Origin of the sequence: Flavobacterium cheniae (assembly GCF_004363695.1) — a bacterium.
Taxonomy (GTDB): Bacteria; Bacteroidota; Bacteroidia; order Flavobacteriales; family Flavobacteriaceae; genus Flavobacterium; species Flavobacterium cheniae.
Genome location: NZ_SNZC01000003.1, coordinates 68,067 through 84,934, shown reverse-complemented (window position 1 = coordinate 84,934; position 16,868 = coordinate 68,067). Strand labels below are relative to the sequence as shown.

Sequence of the window (16,868 nt, the reverse complement as noted above, 5' to 3'; positions counted from 1 at the left end):
AAAGTCTATCCTTATTATTTTTACATGAATGGTTTCATGATTATTCTGTAGCTTCAGTGTTTTCAGAAGTTTCAGCTGCTGGAGCTTCAGGAGTACCTTCTGCTTTTTTAGCTTTTCCACGACGAGTCGTTTTCTTAACTTCTTTTTTACCACCGTTATACAATGTGTTGAAATCTACTAATTCAATCATTGCCATATCAGCGTTATCTCCTAAACGGTTACCTAACTTAATGATACGTGTGTATCCTCCTGGACGGTCACCAACTTTAGCAGCAACTTCTCTGAACAATTCAGTAACAGCATATTTATCTCTTAAATAAGCGAAAACTGTACGACGATTGTGAGTAGTATCTTCTTTTGATTTTGTAACTAATGGTTCAACAAATTGTTTTAAAGCTTTAGCTTTAGCAACAGTAGTGTTGATTCTTTTATGTTCGATTAAAGAACAAGCCATATTAGCTAACATAGCTCTTCTATGTCCTTTTTGTCTACTTAAATGATTGAATTTTTTTCCGTGTCTCATGACGTGTTTTATTTATCTTCATCTTGCATCAATCCATTATAGGAGCGCAAAATATGAAGCAATTATTCTTTATCTAACTTGTATTTAGTTAAGTCCATACCGAAAGTAAGGTTTTTATTAGCCACTAACTCATCTAATTCAGTTAATGATTTTTTACCAAAATTACGGAACTTCATTAAGTCGTTCTTGTTGAAAGAAACTAAATCACCTAATGTATCAACTTCAGCCGCTTTTAAACAATTTAATGCTCTAACAGATAAGTCCATATCAACTAATTTAGTTTTCAATAACTGTCTCATGTGAAGAGATTCTTCGTCATAAGACTCAGTTTGAGCAATTTCATCTGCCTCAAGAGTAATTCTTTCATCAGAGAACAACATAAAGTGGTGGATTAACGTCTTAGCCGCTTCAGTTAATGCATCTTTAGGATGGATAGAACCATCTGTAATGATTTCAAAAACTAATTTTTCATAATCTGTTTTTTGTTCCACACGGAAATTCTCAATAGTATATTTTACATTCTTTACTGGTGTGTAAATTGAATCTGTAAAAATAGTTCCTATTGGAGCGTTTGATTTTTTGTTCTCTTCAGCTGGAACATAACCTCTACCTTTTTCGATAGAAAGTTCCATGTTGATTGATGTTTTGCTGTCTAAATTACAGATAACTAAATCTGGATTTAAAACTTGAAAACCAGAGATGAATTTTTGAAAATCACCTGCAGTAATTTTATCTTTACCTGAAAGAGCGATTGAAACAGATTCGTTATCAATATCTTCAATTTGACGTTTAAAACGTACTTGTTTAAGATTTAAGATAATTTCTGTTACATCTTCAACTACACCAGAAATAGTAGAGAACTCATGTTCTACACCTTCTATTCTTACTGACGTAATTGCATATCCTTCAAGAGAAGAAAGCAAAACTCTTCTAAGTGCATTACCAACAGTCAATCCGTAACCAGGTTCCAAAGGTCTAAATTCAAATTTACCTTCGAAATCCGTAGAATCGATCATGATAACTTTATCGGGCTTTTGAAAATTAAATATTGCCATACTTTCGACTAAAGTCAATTATTATTTGTTATACAACTCAACGATTAGTTGTTCTTTAATATTTTCTGGAATCTGAAGTCTTTGAGGCACAGAAACGAAAGTACCTTCTTTAGTATCATTATTCCATGTAATCCACTCATAAACTTGAGAAGAACTTGCTAAAGAACGCTCGATAGCTTCAAGAGATTTTGATTTTTCACGTACAGCAACTTTATCACCAGCTTTTAAGTGGTAAGAAGGTACATTAACAAGTTCACCGTTAACAGTGATATGTCTGTGAGATACAATTTGACGAGCTGCTCTACGAGAAGGCGCAACACCCATTCTGTAAACTACGTTATCTAAACGAGCTTCACATAATTGTAATAAGATTTCACCTGTTACTCCAGAAGCAGCAGATGCTTTTTTGAATAAGTTTCTGAATTGTTTTTCAAGAATTCCGTAAGTGTACTTCGCTTTTTGCTTTTCCATTAACTGAACTGCATATTCAGATTTTTTACCTCTCTTTTTAGCTAAACCATGTTGCCCTGGAGGGTAATTTCTTTTTTCGAAGGCTTTGTCTTCTCCGAATATTGCTTCGCCAAATTTACGAGCAATCTTAGTTTTTGGACCAGTATATCTTGCCATTTTAAAAAATTAAAAAAGGTAGGAATTATGAATTCAGGTCTTATATCCTTCGATAATTTTAAACCTACCTGTGTTATACTTAAATTATACTCTTCTTCTTTTCGGAGGACGACATCCGTTGTGAGGCATTGGAGTTACATCAATGATTTCTGTAACTTCAACTCCAGAATTGTGAATAGATCTGATTGCAGATTCTCTTCCGTTTCCTGGTCCTTTCACATAAACTTTTACTTTCTTTAGTCCAGCTTCAAGAGCTACTTTACTACAATCTTCTGCTGCCATTTGAGCTGCATAAGGAGTATTCTTTTTAGAACCTCTAAAGCCCATTTTACCAGCTGAAGACCAAGAAATAACTTCACCTTTCTTGTTTGTTAACGAGATGATGATGTTGTTAAAAGTAGCATTAATATGTGCTTCTCCCGAAGATTCAACGATAACTTTACGTTTTTTTGCTGTTGCTTTAGCCATATTATTACTTATTATTTAGTTGCTTTTTTCTTGTTAGCAACAGTTTTTCTCTTACCTTTTCTAGTTCTAGAGTTGTTTTTAGTTCTTTGACCTCTTAATGGAAGTCCAGCTCTATGACGAATTCCTCTTTGACATCCGATATCCATTAAACGTTTGATGTTTAATTGAACTTCTGAACGCAATTCTCCTTCAATTTTGAAATAAGATACCGCTTCACGAATTGCTCCGATCTCGTCATCATTCCAATCTTGAACTTTCTTGTCTTCGCTCACTTGAGCTTTAGCTAATATATCTTTAGCTCTGCTTCTACCAATACCAAATATGTATGTTAAAGCAATGATTCCTCTTTTTTGTTTAGGTATATCTACCCCTGCAATTCTTGCCATAATTATCCTTGTCTTTGTTTAAATCTAGGATTCTTTTTGTTAATAACGTATAATCTTCCTTTTCTACGTACAATAATGCACTCGGCACTTCTCTTTTTAACTGATGCTCTTACTTTCATTTTAATAGCTTTAGTATCTATAAGTAATTCTTGCTTTAGACAAATCATAAGGGCTCATTTCAAGTTTTACCTTGTCGCCTGGTAACAATTTAATGTAATGCATACGCATTTTACCAGAGATATGAGCAATTACAATGTGTCCGTTTTCTAACTCTACACGAAACATAGCATTTGATAATGCTTCAATGATTGTTCCGTCTTGTTCTATTGCTGATTGTTTTGCCATAAAAATTAAGCTACTGCTTTTCTATTTTTACCACTTTTCATCAAACCATCATAGTGTTTATTCAATAAATAAGAATTTATTTGCTGAATAGTGTCTATTGCAACTCCAACCATGATTAGTAAAGAAGTACCACCATAAAAATAACCCCAAGCACCTTGAACTCCAAGTAAACTTACTGCAACAGCTGGGAACACAGCCACTAAAGCAAGAAATAATGATCCTGGAAAAGTGATTAATGACATAATTTTATCTAGGTAATCTCCAGTTTCAACACCTGGCTTAACACCTGGTATAAAACCTCCGCTTCTTTTTAAATCATCTGCCATCTTATTAGTTGGTACAGTAATTGCGGTGTAAAAGTACGTAAAAATTACGATTAACAAAGCAAAAACAATATTATATACTAAACCGAATGGATCGTTGAACATTCCTGCAATAGAAAGTGCAGTATCTGATTCTTTAGCCAAACCAGAAACAGCAGCAGGAATAAACATAATAGCTTGCGCAAAAATGATCGGCATAACACCTGATGCATTTAACTTTAATGGGATAAACTGTCTGTTACCACCCATCATGTCTTCTTCAAAATCCCCAGAAACCGTACGTCTTGCATACTGTACTGGAATTTTTCTTACAGCCATTACTAATAAAATACATGCAATTATTACTAAGAACCAAAGTATTAATTCGATTACGATCATCATGATACCTCCATTTGCTTGAGAAGTTCTAGATGAAAACTCTTGAATAAATGCTTGTGGCATTCTTGCAATAATACCTACCATTATCAATAAAGAAATACCATTACCAATACCTTTATCGGTAATTTTTTCTCCTAACCACATTGCAAAAATAGTTCCAGTAACTAAGATTAGAACTGAAGAGAAAATGAATGTTGGTCCAGTTAACATAAATGCTTCACCTGGTAAAGTTCTGTACAAGTTATAGATATAACCAGGACCTTGAACTAAAGTAATTAAGATTGTTAACCATCTTGTAATTTGGTTAATTTTCTTTCTACCACTTTCACCGTCTTTTTGTAATTTTTGTAAATATGGCACCGCAATTCCCATTAATTGAACTACGATAGAAGCTGATATGTATGGCATGATACCCAATGCAAATACAGAAGCTTGCGAAAACGCACCTCCTGTAAATACATTAATTAACCATCCAATACCTTCATCAGTTTGGTTTGTAAGATTTGTCAATTTAGTAGCATCAATCCCCGGAAGGGTTACTTGAGCACCGAAACGGTACACTAATAATAATCCAAGAGTTAATAAAATTCTATTTTTTAACTCTTCGATTTTCCAAACGTTGATGAATGAATCTATAAATTTCTTCATTTTACTAAAGGATTATAAAGTTACAGCTTCTCCACCAGCAGCCTCGATAGCCGCTTTTGCAGATGCAGTAAATTTGTGAGCACTTACTTTAAGTTTTGTTTTTAGCTCACCTCTTCCTAAAATCTTTACTAAGCTATTTTTTGTAGCCAAACGAGTATCTACAAACACAGTAAAATCTACTGTATCGGTAACTACACCGTTATCTACTAATAATTGTAACGAATCAAGATTGATACCTTGATATTCTACTCTATTAATGTTCTTGAAACCAAACTTAGGCACACGTCTTTGAAGTGGCATTTGACCACCTTCAAAACCAATTTTCTTAGAATAACCAGAACGAGATTTTGCTCCTTTGTGTCCACGTGCAGCGGTACCACCTTTTCCAGAACCTTCTCCTCTACCTACTCTTTTATTTTGATTGTGCGTAGAACCTTCAGCTGGTTGTAAGTTACTTAAATTCATAACTGTATAGTGTTATTTAGTTTCTTCTACAGAAACTAAGTGTTTAACTTTATTTACCATTCCAAGGATAGCAGGATTTGCATCATGCTCAACAACTTGTCCCATTTTACGAAGACCTAAAGCTTCCAAAGTTCTCTTTTGATCAAGAGGACAATTGATTTTACTTCTTACTTGTTTTACTTTTAATTTTGCCATGATTTCCTGTTGATTAACCTTTGAATACTTTTTCTAAAGATACTCCTCTTTGTTTAGCTACCGTTAAAGCGCTTCTCATTTGTAATAAAGCATCAAAAGTTGCTTTAACTACGTTATGAGGGTTTGAAGAACCTTGTGATTTAGATAATACATCGTGAACACCTACAGATTCTAATACCGCACGAACAGCACCACCAGCAATAACTCCAGTACCGTGTGAAGCAGGCATTAAAAATACTCTAGCACCACCAAATTTACCTTTTTGCTCATGAGGAACAGATTGTCCCTGTAAAGGAATTCTAACTAAGTTTTTCTTAGCATCTTCCACCGCTTTAGCGATTGCTTCAGAAACATCTTTAGATTTTCCTAATCCATGACCAACTACACCGTTTTCATCACCAACTACTACGATAGCAGAGAAACCAAATGCTCTACCTCCTTTAGTAACTTTAGTAACACGATTTACACTCACCAAACGGTCTTTTAATTCAAGACCTCCTGGTTTTACAATCTCTACGTTTTTATAATTATGATACATAATTTCTTAGAATTTAAGTCCAGCTTCTCTAGCTCCTTCAGCTAATGATTTCACACGTCCATGGTATAAATACCCACCTCTATCAAAAGAGATTGTTGAAATACCTGCTTTAAGTGCTTTTTCAGCAACTAATTTACCAACTGCTTTTGCAGTTTCAACAGCAGTTCCTTGAGCAACTTCTTTATCTCTCGATGAAGCAGCAACTAAAGTTGTACCGTTTACGTCATCTATGATTTGCGCATAGATTTCTTTATTACTTCTGAATACAGAAAGTCTTGGTTGAGCAGCAGTTCCGCTTACAATCTTTCTGATTCTGAACTTAATTCTTTGTCTTCTTTCAGATTTCGTTAATGACATAGTCTTAATTTTTAAGCTGATTTACCTGCTTTTCTTCTTAGTTCTTCTCCTACAAACTTAACTCCTTTTCCTTTATATGGCTCAGGTTTGCGGAAACCTCTGATCTTCGCAGCTACTTGACCTAATAATTGTTTGTCGAATGATGATAATTTCACTATCGGATTTTTACCTTTTTCTGATACTGTTTCAACAGTAACTTCACTTACAACATCTAAAACAATGTTATGAGAGAATCCTAAAGCTAAATCAAGTTTTTGACCTTGATTAGAAGCTCTGTATCCAACTCCAACTAATTCTAATTGTTTTGTAAAGCCTTCAGAAACACCAACAATCATATTGTTGATTAATGAACGATAAAGTCCGTGTTTCGCTCTCTCATCTTTATGATCTGATGAACGCTCAACGATAACTTGGTTATCTTCGATTTTAACGGTTACATCAGAAAATTCTTGAGTAAGCTCGCCTAATTTTCCTTTTACTGTAACTACAGCTTCTTTAACTTCTACAGTTACTCCTGCTGGAATTGCAATTGGATTTTTACCTATTCTTGACATTGTCTCGTCTTTTTATTAATATACGTAACAAATAACTTCGCCACCAACATTTAATTGCTTAGCTTGTTTTCCTGTCATCAAACCTTTTGATGTAGAAACAATAGCAATACCTAAACCATTTAAGATTCTAGGTAAGTCAGATGAACCTGCATATTTACGTAAACCTGGTTTACTAATTCTTTGGATATCTTTGATAACTGACTCTTTCGTGTCTTTATCATATTTAAGTGCAATTTTGATTGAACCCTGTACAGAGTTGTCTTCGAATTTGTAACTTAAGATATATCCTTGATCGAATAAAATCTTTGTGATTTCTTTTTTCATGTTAGATGCTGGAATTTCAACCACTTTGTGGTTAGCTCTCACTGCATTTCTAACTCTCGTAAGATAATCGGCAATTGGATCTGTATACATATGTATAGAATTGCGGCTATGGTTTTCAATCCGCCCTCAGCGGATTGAACCTTTAACCAATTAAACTTTTTTATTGGATTGCAAAAGTAATAACTTTTTTCGAGATTACCAAGATGCTTTTTTAACACCTGGAATTAATCCTTGATTAGCCATTTCACGGAATGTTACACGTGAAAGACCAAACTGACGCATATACCCTCTTGGTCTACCTGTTAATTTACAACGATTGTGTACTCTAACTGGACAAGAATTTTTTGGTAATTTTTGTAATCCTTCGAAATCTCCAGCTTCTTTCAAAGCTTTTCTTTTCTCAGCATACTTTTCTACTAATGCAATTCTTTTCACCTCACGGGCTTTCATTGATTCTTTAGCCATGTCTTAATTCTTTTTAAAAGGTAATCCTAATTCCGCTAATAATGCTTTTGCTTCTTTATCTGTTTCTGCAGAAGTTACGAAGGTAATATCAAATCCTGAGATTTTATTTACTTTATCAATATCAATTTCTGGGAAAATGATTTGTTCAAGCACACCTAAGTTATAGTTACCTCTTCCGTCAAATCCAGTAGATTTAATTCCGCTGAAATCTCTAACACGTGGTAAAGATGAAGTAATCAATCTATCTAAGAATTCATACATTCTTTCTCCACGTAAAGTTACTTTAGCACCAATTGGCATACCTTTTCTCAATTTGAAAGACGCAACGTCTTTTTTAGAAATAGTAGCAACTGCTTTTTGCCCAGTAATTTTTGTCATTTCTTCAACAGCGTAGTCTACTAACTTTTTGTCAGATACTGCTGCACCAACTCCACGGCTTACAACGATTTTTTCAAGTTTAGGAACTTGCATTACGTTTTTGTAACCGAATTCTTCTGTAAGAGCAGCAATTACTCTGCTCTTATATTCTTCTTTTAGTCTAGGAATATATGCCATAACTATAGTACTTGATTAGATTTTTTTGAAAATCTCACTTTCTTGTCTCCTTCTTGTTTGAAACCAACTTTAGTTGCTTCTTTTGACTTTGGGTCAATTAAAGACAAGTTAGACACATGGATAGGAGCTTCTTTCTTAACGATTCCTCCTTGAGGGTTTTTTGCACTTGGTTTTGTATGTTTCGAAACCATGTTAACTCCTTCAACAATCGCTTTGTTTTTCTCACGAAGAACACGTACAATTTTACCTTCAGAACCTTTGTGGTCTCCAGCAATAACTCTTACGATATCTCCTGATTTTATTTTTAGCTTTATCATTTGTATAAGAATTAAAGCACTTCTGGTGCTAATGATACAATTTTCATGAATTGTTTTTCACGAAGTTCTCTGGCAACTGGACCAAAAACACGAGTTCCTCTCATTTCTCCTGCAGCGTTTAACAATACACATGCGTTATCGTCAAAACGGATGTAAGATCCATCAGCTCTTCTCACTTCTTTTTTGGTACGTACAACCACTGCAGTTGATACCGCTCCTTTTTTAACGTTTCCGTTTGGAGTTGCATCTTTAATTGAAACTACAATTTTGTCACCAACAGAGGCATAACGACGTTTCGTTCCTCCTAAAACACGGATAGTTAAAACTTCTTTAGCTCCCGTATTATCTGCTACTTTTAATCTTGACTCTTGTTGTACCATAATTACTTAGCTCTTTCAATGATTTCAACTAATCTCCAACATTTTGATTTAGATAAAGGTCTTGTTTCCATGATCTTTACTGTATCTCCAATGTTACAATCGTTTGTTTCGTCGTGTGCAACGTATTTTTTAGTTTTTAACACGAACTTACCGTATAATGGGTGTTTCACTTTTGTAGTTTGTGACACAACAATAGATTTCTCCATTTTGTTTGAAGTCACCACACCTATTCTCTCTTTTCTTAAATTTCTTTTTTCCATCTTTCAGCTAGTCTACAATTATTGTAACTCTCTTTTAGTTAACTCTGTATGTAATCTCGCAACTGATCTTCTTAAACCTCTTAATTGAAGAGGATTTTGGATTGGCGAAATTGCATGAGCATTTTTTAGGTCGGTATACGTTTTCTTTAACTGACTAAGTTGTTCTTGTAACTCAGCTGCAGATAGATTTTTAATTTCTGATTGTTTCATAATAAATTTTGATTATGCTTCGAAATCTCTAGCAACGATAAACTTAGTTTTAACAGGAAGTTTTTGAGCTGCTAAGCGTAAAGCTTCTTTTGCAACTGATAGAGGAACTCCTCCAACTTCAAACATAATTTTACCAGGTTTAACAACTGCAGCCCAATACTCAACTGCACCTTTACCTTTACCCATACGTACTTCTAATGGTTTCTTTGTAATAGGTTTATCTGGAAATATTTTGATCCATAATTGACCTTCTCTTTTCATGAAACGTGTTGCTGCAATACGAGCTGCTTCAATTTGACGAGAAGTAATAAATGAAGAATCTAAAGATTTGATACCAAACATTCCATTTGAAAGCTCGTGTCCTCTTTGAGAAACGCCTTTCATTCTACCTTTCTGTACCTTACGGTATTTTGTTCTTTTAGGCTGTAACATTTTTCTTTAGTTTAAATAATTACTTTCTTTTGCGTGCGTTTGGCTTATTTCCATCTCTTTTTGGAGCAGAAGATCCTGAAGGCTTAGACTTTTGTTTGTCCATTCCTACTAACGGAGAAAGATCTCTTTTTCCATAAACCTCACCTTTCATTATCCATACTTTGATACCCATTCTACCATAAGTAGTATGTGCTTCACCTAATGAATAATCAATATCAGCTCTGAAAGTTGATAAAGGAATTCTACCTTCTTTGAAGTTTTCTGAACGTGCCATTTCAGCTCCATTCAAACGACCAGAAATTTGTACTTTGATACCTTCTGCGTTCATACGCATTGCAGCAGCAATAGCCATTTTAATTGCACGTCTGTAAGAAATTCTACTTTCAATTTGACGAGCGATACTTGTAGCTACTAAATAAGCATCAAGTTCAGGTCTTTTAATTTCAAAGATGTTGATTTGAACTTCTTTGTCAGTAATTTTCTTAAGTTCTTCTTTTAACTTGTCTACCTCTTGACCACCTTTTCCGATAATAATACCAGGTCTAGCAGTAGTGATAGTAACGGTTACAAGTTTTAAAGTTCTCTCGATAATTATTTTTGATACACTTGCTTTAGATAAACGAGCATGGATATACTTTCTGATTTTATAATCTTCAGCGATTTTATCACCGTAATCATTTCCACCATACCAGTTTGAGTCCCATCCTCTGATGATACCAAGTCTATTTCCTATTGGATTTGTCTTTTGTCCCATACTGTTTATTAATTGCTTTGTGTGTTATTATTTGATCCTAACACGATTGTTACGTGGTTAGAACGTTTTCTAATTCTGTGTGCACGACCTTGTGGTGCTGGACGAAGTCTTTTTAACATCATTCCTCCATCAACTGTAATCGTTTTTACAAATAAGCCTGCTTCTTCTAAATTAGCATCTTCGTTTTTCTGTACATAATTGTTTATGGCAGATAACAACAATTTCTCTAATTTTCTTGAAGCTTCTTTTTGACTAAATCTTAAAATATTAAGAGCTAGTTCAACTTTCTGACCTCTTACTAAATCTGCAACTAAACGCATTTTTCTAGGTGAAGTTGGACAGTTATTTAATTTAGCAAATGCAATAGACTTGTTAGCCTCTTTTCTTGCATCCGCAACTTCTCTTTTACGAACTCCCATTGCTTCTTATTTTTTACCTTTATTTTTAGCCCCAGCATGACCTCTAAAAGATCTTGTTGGTGAAAACTCTCCTAATTTGTGTCCTACCATGTTTTCTGTAACGTAAACTGGTACAAACTGACGACCATTGTGAACTGCGATAGTTTGTCCAACGAAATCTGGAGTAATCATAGATGCTCTAGACCAAGTCTTAACAACACCTTTATTACCACCTGCGATATTTTCTTGAACTTTCTTCTCTAATTTAAAGTGAACAAATGGTCCTTTTTTTAATGAACGTGCCATGTCTATCTAATTATTTCTTTCTACGTTCTACAATATACTTATTACTCGGGTTAACTTTAGAACGAGTTCTATAACCTTTAGCAGGTAAACCTTTTCTTGAACGTGGATGACCTCCAGATGAACGTCCTTCACCACCTCCCATAGGGTGATCAACTGGGTTCATTGCTACTGGTCTTGTTCTTGGTCTTCTACCTAACCATCTTGATCTACCAGCTTTACCTGATACGATTAATTGGTGATCAGAGTTAGAAACTGCTCCAATAGTAGCTGAACAAGTTAACAAGATTAATCTTGTTTCTCCTGAAGGCATTTTAATTGTTGCATATTTTCCATCTCTTGCCATCAACTGAGCGAAAGTTCCTGCAGAACGAGCGATTACAGCTCCTTGACCTGGTCTTAATTCGATACACGAAATAACAGTTCCTAGAGGAATTTTACTTAAAGGCATTGCATTTCCAATTTCTGGAGATGCATCTGGACCTGAAACTACAGTTTGCCCAACTTGCAATCCATTTTGTGCAATGATGTAAGTTTTAGCTCCATCAGCATAAAATAATAATGAAATAAAAGCTGAACGATTTGGATCATACTCGATAGTTTTAACTGTAGCTGGAATTCCAACTTTAGTTCTTTTAAAATCGATAATACGATACTTTTGTTTGTGACCACCGCCTGTGTAACGCATGGTCATTTTTCCTTGACTATTTCTACCTCCAGAGTTTTTTTTCGGTGCGATCAATGAACGCTCCGGCTTATCAGTTGTAATAGTGTCAAAGCTATTAACAACTCTAAATCGCTGACCCGGGGTAATAGGTTTTAATTTTCTAACTGACATTTTCTATTAGATATTAGTATAAAAATCTATTGTTTCTCCCTCTTGAACTTGTACAATTGCTTTTTTGTAAGCATTTGTTTTCCCACTGATTAAACCACTTTTAGTATATTTAACACTTCTATCAGCTCTATAGTTCATTGTATTAACTGCAACTACATTCACACCAAAAGCTGCTTCAATAGCATTTTTGATCTGAATTTTGTTAGCAGTTTTTGCAACTACAAAACCAAAACGGTTAAAAATTTCACCATCTTTAGTTATTTTCTCAGTTATAATAGGCTTAATTATGATACTCATAATCTTATTATTTACTTAAATTAGCTTCAATTCCGTCTACAGCACCTTCTAAAAGAACTAAACTTTTTGCATTTAAAATTGCATAAGTACTTAATTCTGAAGTAGTTACAACGCTAGACGCTTTTAAATTGCGTGACGACAAATATACATTTTTATTTGAATCGCCCAACACAAATAAAGATTTTTTATTATCTAACCCTAAAGACTTCAATACGTTAATGAAATTTTTAGTGCTTGGTGTGTCAAATGTAAAATCTTCAACTACTACTAAATTTGACTCATTTACTTTTAAAGATAAAGCTGATTTACGAGCTAATCTTTTTAAGTTTTTGTTCAATTTGAATGAGTAGCTTCTTGGTCTTGGTCCAAAAACTGTACCTCCACCTTTAAACAAAGGATTTTTTGCAGATCCTGCACGAGCAGTACCAGTTCCTTTTTGTTTTTTAATTTTACGAGTACTTCCTGCAACTTCAGCTCTTTCTTTAGCTTTGTGGTTTCCTTGTCTTTGATTAGCCAAATATTGCTTTACATCTAAATATACAGCATGTTTGTTTGGCTCGATTGCGAAAACTGAATCAGAAAGTTGAACTTTTCTTCCAGTTTCTTTTCCGTTGATATCTAAAACTTTTACTTCCATTACTTCTGAATGATTACATAAGAGTTTTTGTGACCTGGAACACAACCTTTTATTACTAAAAGATTTTTCTCACCTACCACTTTTAAAACTCTAAGGTTTTGTACTGTTACATTATCTCCTCCCATTCTTCCAGCCATACGCATTCCTTTGAATACTCTAGATGGATAAGATGACGCTCCTACAGATCCTGGTGCTCTTAAACGGTTGTGTTGACCGTGTGTTGCTTGTCCAACACCGCCAAAACCATGACGTTTAACAACCCCTTGGAATCCTTTTCCTTTAGAAACTCCTAATACATCAACAAATTCACCTTCAGCGAATAAGTCAACGGCGATTACATCGCCTAATTTGTACTCCTGTTCAAAACCTTTGAATTCAACGACTTTTTTCTTTGCAGCTGTTCCCGCTTTCTTAAAGTGACCTAACTCAGCTTTAATAGAACGTTTTTCAGCTTTGTCATCGAAACCTAACTGAATAGCAGAATATCCGTCTACTTCATTGGTTCTGACTTGGGTAACAACGCATGGACCACACTCGATTACAGTACAAGGAATATTTTTCCCGTTCTCATCAAAGATGCTAGTCATGCCAATTTTTCTTCCGATTAACCCAGACATATTAAACTAATTAATTAATTAAACTCTTATTTATACAACAAATAGTATTTGCACACTACTCATTTTGAGGGTGCAAATATATAAATTATTTTTTAATTATCGCAAAAATAAATAGTTAAGTGAAATTTCCTTCAAAAAAGGCAATTTCACTCACTAAATATGGTAAGAAAAAAACCGTAATGCTATTAACATTGACGGTTTTTTTATGGTTATTGCGATTGCAATCTAAATCAATTATACTTTGATTTCTACTTCAACACCACTAGGTAATTCTAATTTCATTAAAGCATCGATAGTTTTTGAAGAAGAACTATAGATATCTAATAGTCTCTTGTATGAACTTAATTCGAACTGCTCTCTTGATTTTTTATTAACGTGTGGAGAACGTAATACAGTAAAAATCTTTTTGTGAGTTGGTAATGGAATTGGACCCGTTACTACTGCACCAGTACTTTTTACAGTTTTTACAATCTTCTCTGCTGATTTATCAACCAACATGTGATCGTAAGATTTTAATTTTATTCTGATTTTTTGACTCATTTTCTTAAAAATTAAGCGTTACCTTTTGCTTTTTTGATTACAGCTTCTGAAATATTAGAAGGTGTTTCTGCATAATGTGAAAACTCCATTGTTGATGTAGCTCTACCTGATGATAATGTTCTTAATGTTGTTACATAACCAAACATTTCTGATAAAGGCACATCTGCTTTGATAGTTTTAGCACCATTTCTGTCACCCATATCATTTACTTGACCTCTACGACGGTTCAAGTCACCTACGATATCACCCATATTTTCTTCTGGAGTAATAACTTCGATTTTCATGATTGGCTCAAGAATAACTGCACCAGCAGCACGACCTACTTCTTTATATCCCATTTTAGCTGCTAATTCGAAAGAAAGAGCATCAGAATCCACAGGGTGAAAAGATCCGTCTAATAAAGTTACTTTTAAACTATCTACTGCATATCCTGCTAAAGGACCTGCTTTCATAGCTTCTCTGAAACCTTTTTCAACAGCTGGAATATATTCTTTTGGTACGTTACCACCTTTAACTTCATTAACAAACTGTAATCCCATAGGAGCTTTACCGTCTACTAAATCAGCAGGTTCTAAACGGAATACGATATCACCAAATTTACCACGACCTCCAGATTGCTTTTTGTAAGTTTCTCTGTGTTGTGCTGCTTTTGTGAACGCTTCTTTATATTCTACTTGTGGCTCACCTTGGTTAACCTCAACTTTAAACTCACGTTTCATACGATCTACAAGGATGTCTAAGTGTAACTCACCCATACCTGAAATAATCGTTTGACCTGAAGCCTCATCAGTTCTAACTGTAAATGTTGGATCTTCTTCAGCTAATTTAGCTAAAGCCATACCCATTTTATCTACGTCAGCTTTTGTTTTTGGCTCAATTGCGATACCAATTACAGGATCAGGGAATTTCATTGACTCAAGAATAATTGGGTGTTTTTCATCACACATTGTATCTCCAGTCTTGATATCTTTAAATCCTACAGCAGCTCCAATATCTCCAGCCTCAATATATTCGATTGGATTTTGTTTGTTAGCATGCATTTGGTAAATACGAGATATACGCTCTTTGTTTCCAGAACGAGTGTTCAAGATATAAGAACCAGCATCTAAACGACCTGAATAAGCACGGAAGAAAGCTAAACGACCAACATAAGGGTCAGTAGCAATTTTAAATGCTAAAGCTGCGAACGGCTCTTTTGGATCAGGACGACGTAAAATTTTCTTTTGATCTTCTTCTAATAAATCAGCATCATCAGGGTGAATTCCTTCGATACCTTCTTTATCCATTGGAGATGGTAAGTATTTACATACTGCATCTAACATGAACTGAACACCTTTATTTTTGAAAGAAGAACCAGCAATCATAGGAATGATAGCCATATCAATTGTAGCAGCTCTTAAAGCTGTATTGATTTCATCCTCAGTAATAGAGTTTTCATCTTCCATGTATTTTTCCAACAAGTTTTCGTCGTAAGTAGCAATCTCTTCAATTAAAATTGAACGATACTCTTTTACTTCGTCAACCATATCAGCTGGAATAGGCACGATATCAAAAGTTGCCCCTTGAGTTTCGTCATGCCAAATAATAGCTTGGTTTTTTACTAAGTCAACAACTCCTTTAAAGTCATTTTCTTCACCAATTGGTAAAGTAATTGCAACAGCGTTAGATTTTAACATGTCTCTAACTTGTTGACAAACATTTAAGAAGTTAGAACCTTGACGGTCCATTTTGTTTACGAATCCCATACGAGGAACTCTATATTGGTCAGCTAATCTCCAGTTAGTTTCAGACTGAGGCTCAACACCATCAACCGCACTAAATAAGAACACTAAACCATCTAATACTCGTAACGAACGGTTTACCTCAACTGTAAAGTCAACGTGTCCCGGAGTATCGATAATATTAAAGTGGTATGGTAATGTTTCTGGCAATACTTTACCTTGCTCTGTTGGAAAATTCCACTCACAAGTTGTAGCAGCTGAAGTAATTGTAATACCTCTTTCTTGCTCTTGTGCCATCCAGTCCATTGTTGCAGCACCATCATGTACTTCACCAATTTTGTGTGATTTTCCTGTATAGAATAAGATACGCTCAGTTGTTGTTGTTTTACCAGCATCAATGTGAGCAGCAATTCCAATATTTCTTGTATATTTTAAATCTCTAGCCATTTCTGTACGAATTAAAATCTAAAGTGAGAGAATGCTTTATTAGCATCTGCCATTTTGTGAGTATCCATTCTTTTCTTAACAGCAGCACCTTCTTCTTTAGCCGCAGCTAAAATTTCAGAAGCTAATTTTCCTGCCATTGATTTTTCGTTTCTTCTTCTTGCATAAAGAATCATCCATTTGATAGCATAAGAAATCTTTCTATCTGGACGAATTTGCATTGGAATTTGGAATGTAGCTCCACCCACTCTACGTGAACGAACTTCTACGTGAGGCATAACATTTGTTAATGCATCTTTCCAAATCTCTAAAGCAGATTTTTCTGCATCTTGCTTTTTAGTTTCAACGATTTCTAATGCATCATAGAAAACTTTAAAAGCTGTTGATTTTTTACCATCCCACATTAAGTTGTTTACAAAACGTGTTACTAACTGATCGTTAAATTTTGGATCTGGTAAAAGTGGTCTTTTTTTGGCCGCTCTTTTTCTCATGTCTTTTCTTTAAAAGATTTTAA

The 16,868-nt window shown here is 34.5% G+C and carries 31 protein-coding genes; all 31 read right to left on the bottom strand.

The features are described from left to right. Positions 1-40: 40 nt before the first annotated feature. Complete coding sequence (gene rplQ, locus C8D80_RS09195) at positions 41-523, bottom strand: 50S ribosomal protein L17 (RefSeq protein ID WP_133609620.1); 483 nt, start codon at positions 521-523, stop codon at positions 41-43. 62 nt (positions 524-585) lie between these two features. Beyond that, entirely contained in the window at positions 586-1,578 is a 993-nt protein-coding gene (locus C8D80_RS09190) for a DNA-directed RNA polymerase subunit alpha (RefSeq protein WP_133609618.1), read from the bottom strand. A 21-nt stretch (positions 1,579-1,599) separates the two neighbouring features. Then, positions 1,600-2,205 carry a 30S ribosomal protein S4 gene (rpsD, locus tag C8D80_RS09185; RefSeq protein ID WP_008254444.1) on the bottom strand — a complete coding sequence of 202 codons (606 nt, stop codon included), beginning with the start codon at positions 2,203-2,205 and terminating at the stop codon, positions 1,600-1,602. Between the two features lie 84 nt (positions 2,206-2,289). Beyond that, positions 2,290-2,673 (bottom strand): 30S ribosomal protein S11, encoded by a 384-nt coding sequence (rpsK, locus tag C8D80_RS09180; RefSeq protein WP_008254446.1) that lies wholly within the window; start codon positions 2,671-2,673, stop codon positions 2,290-2,292. 11 nt (positions 2,674-2,684) lie between these two features. Then, positions 2,685-3,059, bottom strand: coding sequence for a 30S ribosomal protein S13 (rpsM, locus tag C8D80_RS09175; RefSeq protein ID WP_026725625.1), 375 nt, complete (start codon positions 3,057-3,059; stop codon positions 2,685-2,687). A 2-nt stretch (positions 3,060-3,061) separates the two neighbouring features. Beyond that, positions 3,062-3,178, bottom strand: a complete 117-nt coding sequence (gene ykgO / locus C8D80_RS09170) for a type B 50S ribosomal protein L36 (RefSeq protein ID WP_002987490.1) — start codon at positions 3,176-3,178, stop codon at positions 3,062-3,064. A gap of 10 nt (positions 3,179-3,188) precedes the next feature. Beyond that, the gene (infA, locus tag C8D80_RS09165) at positions 3,189-3,404 is read right to left on the bottom strand and encodes a translation initiation factor IF-1 (RefSeq protein WP_008254466.1); all 216 of its coding nucleotides are present in this window, start codon (positions 3,402-3,404) and stop codon (positions 3,189-3,191) included. 5 nt (positions 3,405-3,409) lie between these two features. Then, positions 3,410-4,753: a preprotein translocase subunit SecY gene (gene secY, locus C8D80_RS09160; protein WP_133609616.1), complete on the bottom strand. Its 1,344-nt coding sequence runs from the start codon at positions 4,751-4,753 to the stop codon at positions 3,410-3,412. Between the two features lie 12 nt (positions 4,754-4,765). Next, complete coding sequence (gene rplO / locus C8D80_RS09155) at positions 4,766-5,218, bottom strand: 50S ribosomal protein L15 (protein WP_133609614.1); 453 nt, start codon at positions 5,216-5,218, stop codon at positions 4,766-4,768. A gap of 12 nt (positions 5,219-5,230) precedes the next feature. After that, positions 5,231-5,413, bottom strand: a complete 183-nt coding sequence (gene rpmD, locus C8D80_RS09150; protein WP_111566953.1) for a 50S ribosomal protein L30 — start codon at positions 5,411-5,413, stop codon at positions 5,231-5,233. Between the two features lie 13 nt (positions 5,414-5,426). Then, complete coding sequence (rpsE, locus tag C8D80_RS09145) at positions 5,427-5,951, bottom strand: 30S ribosomal protein S5 (RefSeq protein WP_133609610.1); 525 nt, start codon at positions 5,949-5,951, stop codon at positions 5,427-5,429. 6 nt (positions 5,952-5,957) lie between these two features. After that, positions 5,958-6,308, bottom strand: a complete 351-nt coding sequence (gene rplR / locus C8D80_RS09140; RefSeq protein WP_026725631.1) for a 50S ribosomal protein L18 — start codon at positions 6,306-6,308, stop codon at positions 5,958-5,960. 11 nt (positions 6,309-6,319) lie between these two features. Continuing rightward, positions 6,320-6,862, bottom strand: a complete 543-nt coding sequence (rplF, locus tag C8D80_RS09135; RefSeq protein ID WP_008254472.1) for a 50S ribosomal protein L6 — start codon at positions 6,860-6,862, stop codon at positions 6,320-6,322. 15 nt (positions 6,863-6,877) lie between these two features. After that, a complete protein-coding gene (gene rpsH / locus C8D80_RS09130; RefSeq protein WP_133609608.1) occupies positions 6,878-7,276 on the bottom strand; it encodes a 30S ribosomal protein S8 in 399 nt (132 codons plus the stop codon). A 105-nt stretch (positions 7,277-7,381) separates the two neighbouring features. After that, positions 7,382-7,651 (bottom strand): 30S ribosomal protein S14, encoded by a 270-nt coding sequence (rpsN, locus tag C8D80_RS09125; protein WP_133609606.1) that lies wholly within the window; start codon positions 7,649-7,651, stop codon positions 7,382-7,384. Between the two features lie 3 nt (positions 7,652-7,654). Next, positions 7,655-8,206 carry a 50S ribosomal protein L5 gene (gene rplE, locus C8D80_RS09120; RefSeq protein WP_133609604.1) on the bottom strand — a complete coding sequence of 184 codons (552 nt, stop codon included), beginning with the start codon at positions 8,204-8,206 and terminating at the stop codon, positions 7,655-7,657. 2 nt (positions 8,207-8,208) lie between these two features. Next, positions 8,209-8,523 carry a 50S ribosomal protein L24 gene (gene rplX / locus C8D80_RS09115; protein ID WP_133609602.1) on the bottom strand — a complete coding sequence of 105 codons (315 nt, stop codon included), beginning with the start codon at positions 8,521-8,523 and terminating at the stop codon, positions 8,209-8,211. A gap of 11 nt (positions 8,524-8,534) precedes the next feature. Continuing rightward, positions 8,535-8,903: a 50S ribosomal protein L14 gene (gene rplN, locus C8D80_RS09110; protein ID WP_007803649.1), complete on the bottom strand. Its 369-nt coding sequence runs from the start codon at positions 8,901-8,903 to the stop codon at positions 8,535-8,537. Between the two features lie 2 nt (positions 8,904-8,905). Continuing rightward, positions 8,906-9,163, bottom strand: coding sequence for a 30S ribosomal protein S17 (rpsQ, locus tag C8D80_RS09105; protein WP_008254481.1), 258 nt, complete (start codon positions 9,161-9,163; stop codon positions 8,906-8,908). A gap of 18 nt (positions 9,164-9,181) precedes the next feature. Further along, on the bottom strand, positions 9,182-9,373 hold the full coding sequence (rpmC, locus tag C8D80_RS09100; protein ID WP_008254482.1) for a 50S ribosomal protein L29: 192 nt from the start codon (positions 9,371-9,373) through the stop codon (positions 9,182-9,184). A 12-nt stretch (positions 9,374-9,385) separates the two neighbouring features. Further along, positions 9,386-9,805, bottom strand: a complete 420-nt coding sequence (gene rplP / locus C8D80_RS09095) for a 50S ribosomal protein L16 (protein ID WP_008254483.1) — start codon at positions 9,803-9,805, stop codon at positions 9,386-9,388. A 19-nt stretch (positions 9,806-9,824) separates the two neighbouring features. Continuing rightward, a complete protein-coding gene (rpsC, locus tag C8D80_RS09090) occupies positions 9,825-10,559 on the bottom strand; it encodes a 30S ribosomal protein S3 (protein ID WP_133609600.1) in 735 nt (244 codons plus the stop codon). Between the two features lie 8 nt (positions 10,560-10,567). Further along, positions 10,568-10,978, bottom strand: a complete 411-nt coding sequence (rplV, locus tag C8D80_RS09085) for a 50S ribosomal protein L22 (RefSeq protein WP_133609598.1) — start codon at positions 10,976-10,978, stop codon at positions 10,568-10,570. A gap of 6 nt (positions 10,979-10,984) precedes the next feature. Then, positions 10,985-11,263: a 30S ribosomal protein S19 gene (rpsS, locus tag C8D80_RS09080; RefSeq protein WP_008254487.1), complete on the bottom strand. Its 279-nt coding sequence runs from the start codon at positions 11,261-11,263 to the stop codon at positions 10,985-10,987. 10 nt (positions 11,264-11,273) lie between these two features. Further along, positions 11,274-12,098, bottom strand: coding sequence for a 50S ribosomal protein L2 (gene rplB, locus C8D80_RS09075; RefSeq protein ID WP_133609595.1), 825 nt, complete (start codon positions 12,096-12,098; stop codon positions 11,274-11,276). Positions 12,099-12,104: 6 nt separating this feature from the next. Next, positions 12,105-12,395: a 50S ribosomal protein L23 gene (gene rplW / locus C8D80_RS09070; RefSeq protein WP_133609593.1), complete on the bottom strand. Its 291-nt coding sequence runs from the start codon at positions 12,393-12,395 to the stop codon at positions 12,105-12,107. 7 nt (positions 12,396-12,402) lie between these two features. Next, positions 12,403-13,032, bottom strand: coding sequence for a 50S ribosomal protein L4 (gene rplD, locus C8D80_RS09065; RefSeq protein ID WP_008254492.1), 630 nt, complete (start codon positions 13,030-13,032; stop codon positions 12,403-12,405). Further along, positions 13,032-13,649: a 50S ribosomal protein L3 gene (gene rplC / locus C8D80_RS09060; protein WP_133609591.1), complete on the bottom strand. Its 618-nt coding sequence runs from the start codon at positions 13,647-13,649 to the stop codon at positions 13,032-13,034. The genes rplD and rplC overlap by 1 nt, the downstream gene beginning before the upstream one ends. A 234-nt stretch (positions 13,650-13,883) precedes the next feature. Next, positions 13,884-14,189: a 30S ribosomal protein S10 gene (gene rpsJ / locus C8D80_RS09055; RefSeq protein WP_008254495.1), complete on the bottom strand. Its 306-nt coding sequence runs from the start codon at positions 14,187-14,189 to the stop codon at positions 13,884-13,886. A gap of 11 nt (positions 14,190-14,200) precedes the next feature. Beyond that, positions 14,201-16,357 (bottom strand): elongation factor G, encoded by a 2,157-nt coding sequence (gene fusA / locus C8D80_RS09050; protein WP_133609589.1) that lies wholly within the window; start codon positions 16,355-16,357, stop codon positions 14,201-14,203. Positions 16,358-16,368: 11 nt separating this feature from the next. Continuing rightward, positions 16,369-16,845: a 30S ribosomal protein S7 gene (gene rpsG / locus C8D80_RS09045; RefSeq protein ID WP_073583337.1), complete on the bottom strand. Its 477-nt coding sequence runs from the start codon at positions 16,843-16,845 to the stop codon at positions 16,369-16,371. Between the last annotated feature and the right edge of the window lie 23 nt (positions 16,846-16,868).